This window comes from Streptomyces spongiae (assembly GCF_009377185.1).
In the GTDB taxonomy this organism is placed as follows: Bacteria; Actinomycetota; Actinomycetes; order Streptomycetales; family Streptomycetaceae; genus Streptomyces; species Streptomyces spongiae.
In genome coordinates this window covers 1-6,067 of record NZ_VJZC01000596.1, presented here as the reverse complement: position 1 = coordinate 6,067, position 6,067 = coordinate 1, and the positions used below count along the sequence as shown (strand labels likewise).

The 6,067-nt window shown below is 74.1% G+C and carries 4 protein-coding genes; 3 read left to right on the top strand and 1 reads right to left on the bottom strand.

The genetic code is table 11. The annotated features are described in order from the left end of the window. Nucleotides 1-191 precede the first annotated feature (191 nt). Nucleotides 192-1,427, top strand: coding sequence for a polysaccharide pyruvyl transferase family protein (locus FNH08_RS42415; protein WP_152776844.1), 1,236 nt, complete (start codon nucleotides 192-194; stop codon nucleotides 1,425-1,427). A gap of 110 nt (nucleotides 1,428-1,537) precedes the next feature. Next, nucleotides 1,538-2,977, top strand: coding sequence for an FAD-dependent oxidoreductase (locus FNH08_RS42410; protein ID WP_152776845.1), 1,440 nt, complete (start codon nucleotides 1,538-1,540; stop codon nucleotides 2,975-2,977). Between the two features lie 69 nt (nucleotides 2,978-3,046). Here FNH08_RS42410 and FNH08_RS42405 read toward each other — a convergent pair whose 3' ends face one another. Further along, the gene (locus tag FNH08_RS42405; protein ID WP_152776843.1) at nucleotides 3,047-3,712 is read right to left on the bottom strand and encodes a dienelactone hydrolase family protein; all 666 of its coding nucleotides are present in this window, start codon (nucleotides 3,710-3,712) and stop codon (nucleotides 3,047-3,049) included. A 197-nt stretch (nucleotides 3,713-3,909) separates the two neighbouring features. Here FNH08_RS42405 and FNH08_RS42400 point away from each other — a divergent pair. Next, nucleotides 3,910-6,067, top strand: a 2,158-nt coding sequence (locus FNH08_RS42400; protein WP_152776842.1) for an ATP-binding protein, incomplete at its 3' end; no start/stop codon positions are given.

Sequence of the window (6,067 nt, the reverse complement as noted above, 5' to 3'; positions counted from 1 at the left end):
GAACTGGGCCAGGCTGAGAGACGGGCCTCATCCGCGCGCCGCCCGGTGTTCCGGCGCCCCCGGCCCCCGTCGCGTCCCACCGCTCGGTGCGGACCCCACCGCATGGTGCGGACCCCCACCGCACGGTGCGGACCCCCACTCGCTTCCGCTCCGCCGACCGACTCGAATCCGAGGTGAGGGGAGCCCCACGGATGAACACTGCCCCACCGGAGTTCCCGCCGGGCGCCCCGGGCACGGCCGCCGGCCGGCGCATCGGCCTGCTCGGTTCGTACGGCGGCTTCAACATGGGCGACGAGTCCATCCTGGCCTGCGTACTGGGCTGTCTGCGCGCCCGGCGCCCGCAGGCACGGCTCGTCGTCTTCAGCCGGAACGCCGAGCACACGCGTACCCACCATCGCGACGCCGACGAGGTGGTGGACTGGGAGGGCGTCAGCCGCAACCAGGTACGGGACGCGCTGTCCGGCCTCGACCTGCTGGTGCTGGGCGGCGGCGGCATCCTCTACGACGGCGAGGCCCGCCGCTATCTGCGGCTGATGCGGACCGCGCAGGAACGCGACGTACGCACGTTCGCCTACGCCGTCGGCGCCGGACCGCTGCGGGAGCCGGACGACCGGCAGGCGGTGCGCACCGTACTGGCGGACATGGACGACGTCGTGGTGCGGGACGAGGAGTCCCGGCTCGTCCTGGAGGAGGTCGGGGTCGAGCGGGAACTCTCCGTCACCGCGGATCCCGCGCTGCTGCTGGCACCGGAGCCGTTCACCGAACGGATGATGAGCGACGAGGGCGTGCCCGCCGACGCCCGTCTGGTGGGCATGTCGGTGCGGCAGCCGGGCCGCGCGGCCGAGAACCTGGACGAGGGCGACTACCACGCGCTGCTCGCCGACGTCGCCGACTTCCTCGTGCGGCGCCTGGACGCGCACGTGGTGTTCCTGCCGATGGAGCGACACGACGTGCGGCACGCCCACGCGGTGCTGTCCCACATGACGGCCCCGGACCAGGGGCGGATCCTGCTCGGCACCTACAGTCCCGGCCAGCTCCTCGGTTTCATGCGTCACCTGGACCTGGCCGTAGGTATGCGTCTGCACTTCGTGATCTTCGCGGCGCTGTCCGGGCTGCCGGTGCTGCCGCTGCCGTACTCCGGCAAGGTCTTCGACTTCGCGCGCCGGATCGGGGCACCGGCTCTGGTGGGGGTGGCGCGCGAGCAGGCCGGGCTGCTGCTGGCGGAGGTGGACCGGCTCTGGGACGAGTATCCGCAGCGCCGTGCGGTACTGCGGTCCCGGGTGCGGGAGCTGCGCGCGCTCGCCGAGGAGACCTGCGTCCGGTGCGGGAACCTGCTCGACGGCATCGACGGCATCGACGGGTCTTCGGGCGCGGAGGCGGAGCAGCCGCGGCCGGTCGCGTCAGAGGTCCGCCCGCTGAGCGCGTGACCGCCACGTGGACCGGACCCGTCACGCGGACCGGACCCGTCACGCGGACGGGCACGTCAAGTGGACCGGCCGTCAAGTGGACCGGACCCGTCCAGGGCGCGGAGGACCCGATGCCGATCCTGGAAGAGCCCCCAGAGCCCCGTACCGTCACGCTGCCGCCGCGGCCCGCCCGGCACGGGGGCCGTACCGACGTCCTGGTGGTGGGCGGTGGGCCCGCCGGATGCGCCGCCGCGATCGCGGCGGCCGAGGCGGGGGCCGAGGTGGTGCTCGTCGAGCGCTACGGCTTCCTCGGCGGCAACGCGACCGTGGCGCTCGTCATGCCGCTGATGTCGTTCCACAACGAGCACAAGCAGGCCGCGTTCACCGAGTCCGGGGACGTCACCCGGCTGCTGCCCACCGACCACGGCGAGGGCGAACCGGTGGTCGCGGGTGTCCTGTGGCGACTCCTCGACCGGCTCACGGCGCGCGGCGGCTGCGTCCCGCCGTCCCCGCGGACCGGGTACACCGTGCCGTTCGACCCGGAGATCTTCAAGCTGGTCCTGCTCGATCTGATGGACGAGGCGGGCGTGCGGATGCTGTTCCACTCCTTCGCCTCCACCGCGCTGCCCCTGGACGACGGCTGGCGGGTGGTCTTCGAGACCAAGTCCGGGCCGGTCGTGATCGACGCCTCAGTGGTGGTGGACGGCACGGGCGACGGTGACATCGCGGGCGCGTGCGGGGCGCCGTACGAGATCGGGCGTCCGGAGGACGGGCTGGTGCAGCCGATGACGCTGATGTTCCGCGTGGCGGAGTTCCTGCCGGAGCGGTTCGCGGAGTACGTGCGCGCGCACCCCGACCAGTGGCGCGGCGTGTACGGGCTGTGGGACCTCGTACGGCAGGCCACGGCGGACGGCGAGCTGGAACTGCCGCGCGAGGACGTGCTGTTCTTCGCCACCCCGCGTCCGCACGAGGTCAGCGTCAACTGCACCCGCCTCACCAGAGTGCTCGGCACCAGCGTGTGGGACCTCACCCGGGCCGAAGTCACGGCCCGCCGGCAGCTGGAGCAGATCGACCACTTCCTGCGCACGCACGTACCCGGTTTCGAGGACTCCTACGTCGTGCAGAGCGGGACCCACATCGGTGTCCGGGAGACCCGCCGCGTCCTCGGCGACTACCAGTTGACGGGCGACGACGTCCTGGCCGCCCGTTCCTTCCCGGACGTGATCGCCCACGGCGCCTACCCGGTCGACATCCACAACCCGGAGGGCACCGGCACCCTCCTCAGACGGGTGCCCACCGGCCGCTTCTACGACATCCCGTTGCGCTGCCTGCTGCCGCGGGGGGCCGAACGCCTGCTGGTGGCCGGGCGCTGCATCTCCGGTACGCACGTGGCGCACTCCTCGTACCGGGTGATGCCCATCGCGATGGCGACCGGCCAGGCGGCCGGGGTGTGCGCGGCGCTGTCGGTGCGCCGGGGGCGCGCTCCGCGGGACGTGTCCGCGTCCCTCGTCCAGCGGGAACTGCTGCGGCAGGGCGCATGGCTGCACACCGACGTGCCTGCGCCCGACTGACGGCGGGGCATGCGACCGTCGGCGGGGCATGCCACTGACCGCGTGGCGCCCCCTGGCTGCTCCGCCGGGCTACCGCGTGCCGCCGTGCGACGGCTTGAGGCGCTCCACGCACCACTGCCGGGCGGCGACGGCGACCTCCTCCAGCGCACCGGGCTCCTCGAAGAGGTGGGTGGCGGCCGGCACGATGTGGACGGAGTGCGGGCCGCCGAGCCGCCGCGCCGCCTCCTCGTTGAGCCGCAGCACCACCTCGTCGTCACCGCCGACGATCAGCAGCACCGGCACCCGTACCGCCTCCAGGGCGTCCTCGGCCAGGTCGGGCCGTCCGCCCCGCGACACCACGGTCAGCACACGGTCCGGGCGCTCGGCGGCGGCGACCAGAGCCGCGGCCGCGCCGGTGCTGGCGCCGAAGAGGACGACCGGGAGGCCCCGGGTGTCGAGCTGCGTGTCCAGCCAGTCGACCGCGGCCACCAGGCGGTGACCGAGGAACGGGATGTCGAAGCGGTGTTCGCCCGTCGTGGCGTCGTCGCGCTCCTCCCGCTCGTTGAGCAGATCCATCAACAGCGTGCCCAGTCCCGCGGCCCTCAGCTCCGCGGCCACCATCCGGTTGCGCGGGCTGTGCCGGGAGCTGCCGCTGCCGTGCGCGAACAGCACCACCGCCCGCGCCCGCTCCGGCACGATGAGGTCGCCCGGGAGGGTCGCGCTGTCGGTGGGCACCAGAACCATCTCGGAGATCATCGGGATCCCTTCTTCCCAGGTCGGCCTACCCCGCGGATCGATGTGTCCGGGTCCTCTCCACCGCGTACCCCCGTCCCGGCTGATCGTGCCCACCTCACACGGACGACTCCTGCGGCTTGCCGCCGACCAACAGGTTTCCTTAGCGTTGCGGCACGGTTCCAGCTGCTCGGGCAGGGAGGCGAGGGGACGTCATCGCCATGACCGACACGACCATCGACGCGACCACTGGCTCGACCGTCGGCACGATCACCGGCACGGCCTCGGGGGCGGGCAACCTGCCCGCCGCCCTCACCACCTTCGTGGGCCGGCGACGCGACCTCGCGGAGATCCGCCGCCGGCTCGGGGCCGCGCGGCTGCTGACGCTCACCGGCGTGGGCGGCGTGGGCAAGACCCGGCTGGCGCTGGAGGCCGCCGTGGCGGCCCGCAGGGGCTTCGCGGACGGCGTGTGGCTGGTGGACCTCGCCCCGGTGCGAGACCCGTCGGCCGTGGCGAGCGCCACCGCGACCGCGCTCGGCGTGCCCGACCTGGGCGCCCGGCCCGTCCTCGACCAGCTCACCGGGCATCTGGCCCGGCGCCGGGCGCTGATCGTGCTGGACAACTGCGAGCACCTGGTGGACGCCTGCGCCGAGCTCGCGGAGGCCCTGCTCTCGGGCGCCCCCGGGCTGCGGATCCTGGCCACCAGCCGCCGCACCCTGGGCATCGGGGGCGAGCACGTCTGCACGGTGCCGCCGCTGTCGGTGCCCGACGAGGCGGTGGAGCTGCTGCTGGACCGGGCCTCGGCGATCCGCCCGGAGTTCCGGGTCACCGAGGCGAACCGGGACACGGTGACCCGGCTGTGCGCCCGGCTGGACGGGCTGCCGCTGGCGATCGAGCTGGCCGCGTCCCGGCTGCGGACCCTCACGGTGGAGCAGGTGACGGACCGGCTGGAGGACCGCTTCGCGCTGCTCACCGGCGGCAGCCGGACCGCGCGTCCGCGCCAGCGCACCCTGCGCGCGCTGATCGACTGGAGCTACGAGCTGTGCTCCCCGGCCGAACGGCTCCTGTGGAACCGGCTGTCGGTGTTCGCGGGCGGCTTCGACCTGGACGCGGCCGAGGGTGTCTGCTCCGGCGACGGGGTTCCCCGCGAGGACGTACTGGACCTCGTCGACCGGCTCGTCGCCCAGTCCGTCGTCCTGAGCACCGCGCACGAGGGCACCGCCCGTTACCGGATGCTGGAGACCATCCGCCAGTACGGCCGCCGACGCCTCGCCGAGTCCGGCCCCACCGAGGAACGCCGCCTCCTGCGCCGCCACCGCGACCACTTCCGCGCGCTCGCCGAACACCTCGCCGCCCACTGGTACGGCCCCGGCCAGGAAGAGGCCCTCACCCGCCTGCGCACCGAGCACGGGAACCTGCGGGTGGCCCTGGAGTACGGAGGAGGTGAGCCGACCGTCGACGACGACGCCCAGGCATCCCTCGCCCTGGTGGCCGCCCTGCGCTACCACTGGTGCGCCGACGGCTTCCTCGGCGAGGGGAGGCGGCGGATCGACCGTGCGCTCGCCGGGGCTCCCGAGCCCACACCCGCGCGCGCCAGGGCGCTGTGGGTCGCGGCCTGGGCGGCGCTGTTGCAGGGCGACCACGACTCGGCGGACCGCAGGCTGGACGAGGCGGAGGAGCTGGGCGAGCGGCTGGACGACACCGTGGTCCGCGCCTACGTGCGGGGCCTGCGCGGCACGTCCGCCCTGTTCCGCGGCCGGCTGGAGGAGGCCGCCTCCCGGTACGAGGACGCGGTGGCCGCCCAGACCGCGGCGGGCGAGGGAACGGGCGTCCTGTTCTCCCTCTTCCAACTGGTCGTCGCCCGGGCCCACCTGGGAGACCCACGCGCCGAGGACACGGGACGCCACGCGGTCGCCACAGCCGAGGCGCACGGCGAACGGTGGTGCCGTTCGTACGCGTTGTGGGCGCTGGGCCATGACGCCTGGGTGCGCGGCGACCCGGAGTCCGGCATGGCGCTCACCCGGGCCGCCCTGGAGATCCAGCGCGGCTTCAACGACTACGTGGGCGTCGCGCTGATGCTGGAGCTGTTCGCGTGGATCACCGCGTCGGACGGCGACCACGGCCGCGCGGCCCGCGTGCTGGGCTGCGTACGGGCCCTGTGGCAGGACGTCGGCACGACGATCTCCGCGTTCGGGCCGCACCTGGCCGAGCACCATGTCCGGTGCGAGGAGGCGTCCGCGGGGGCGCTGGGGCCGGCCGCGTACGAGGAGGCGCTGGCGGAGGGCGCCGCGTACGACCGCCCCGAGCGGGCCATCGCGTACGCCCTGGGTACCGGACCGGACACCCCGACCGGCCGGGCAACCCCCTGTCTCTTATACA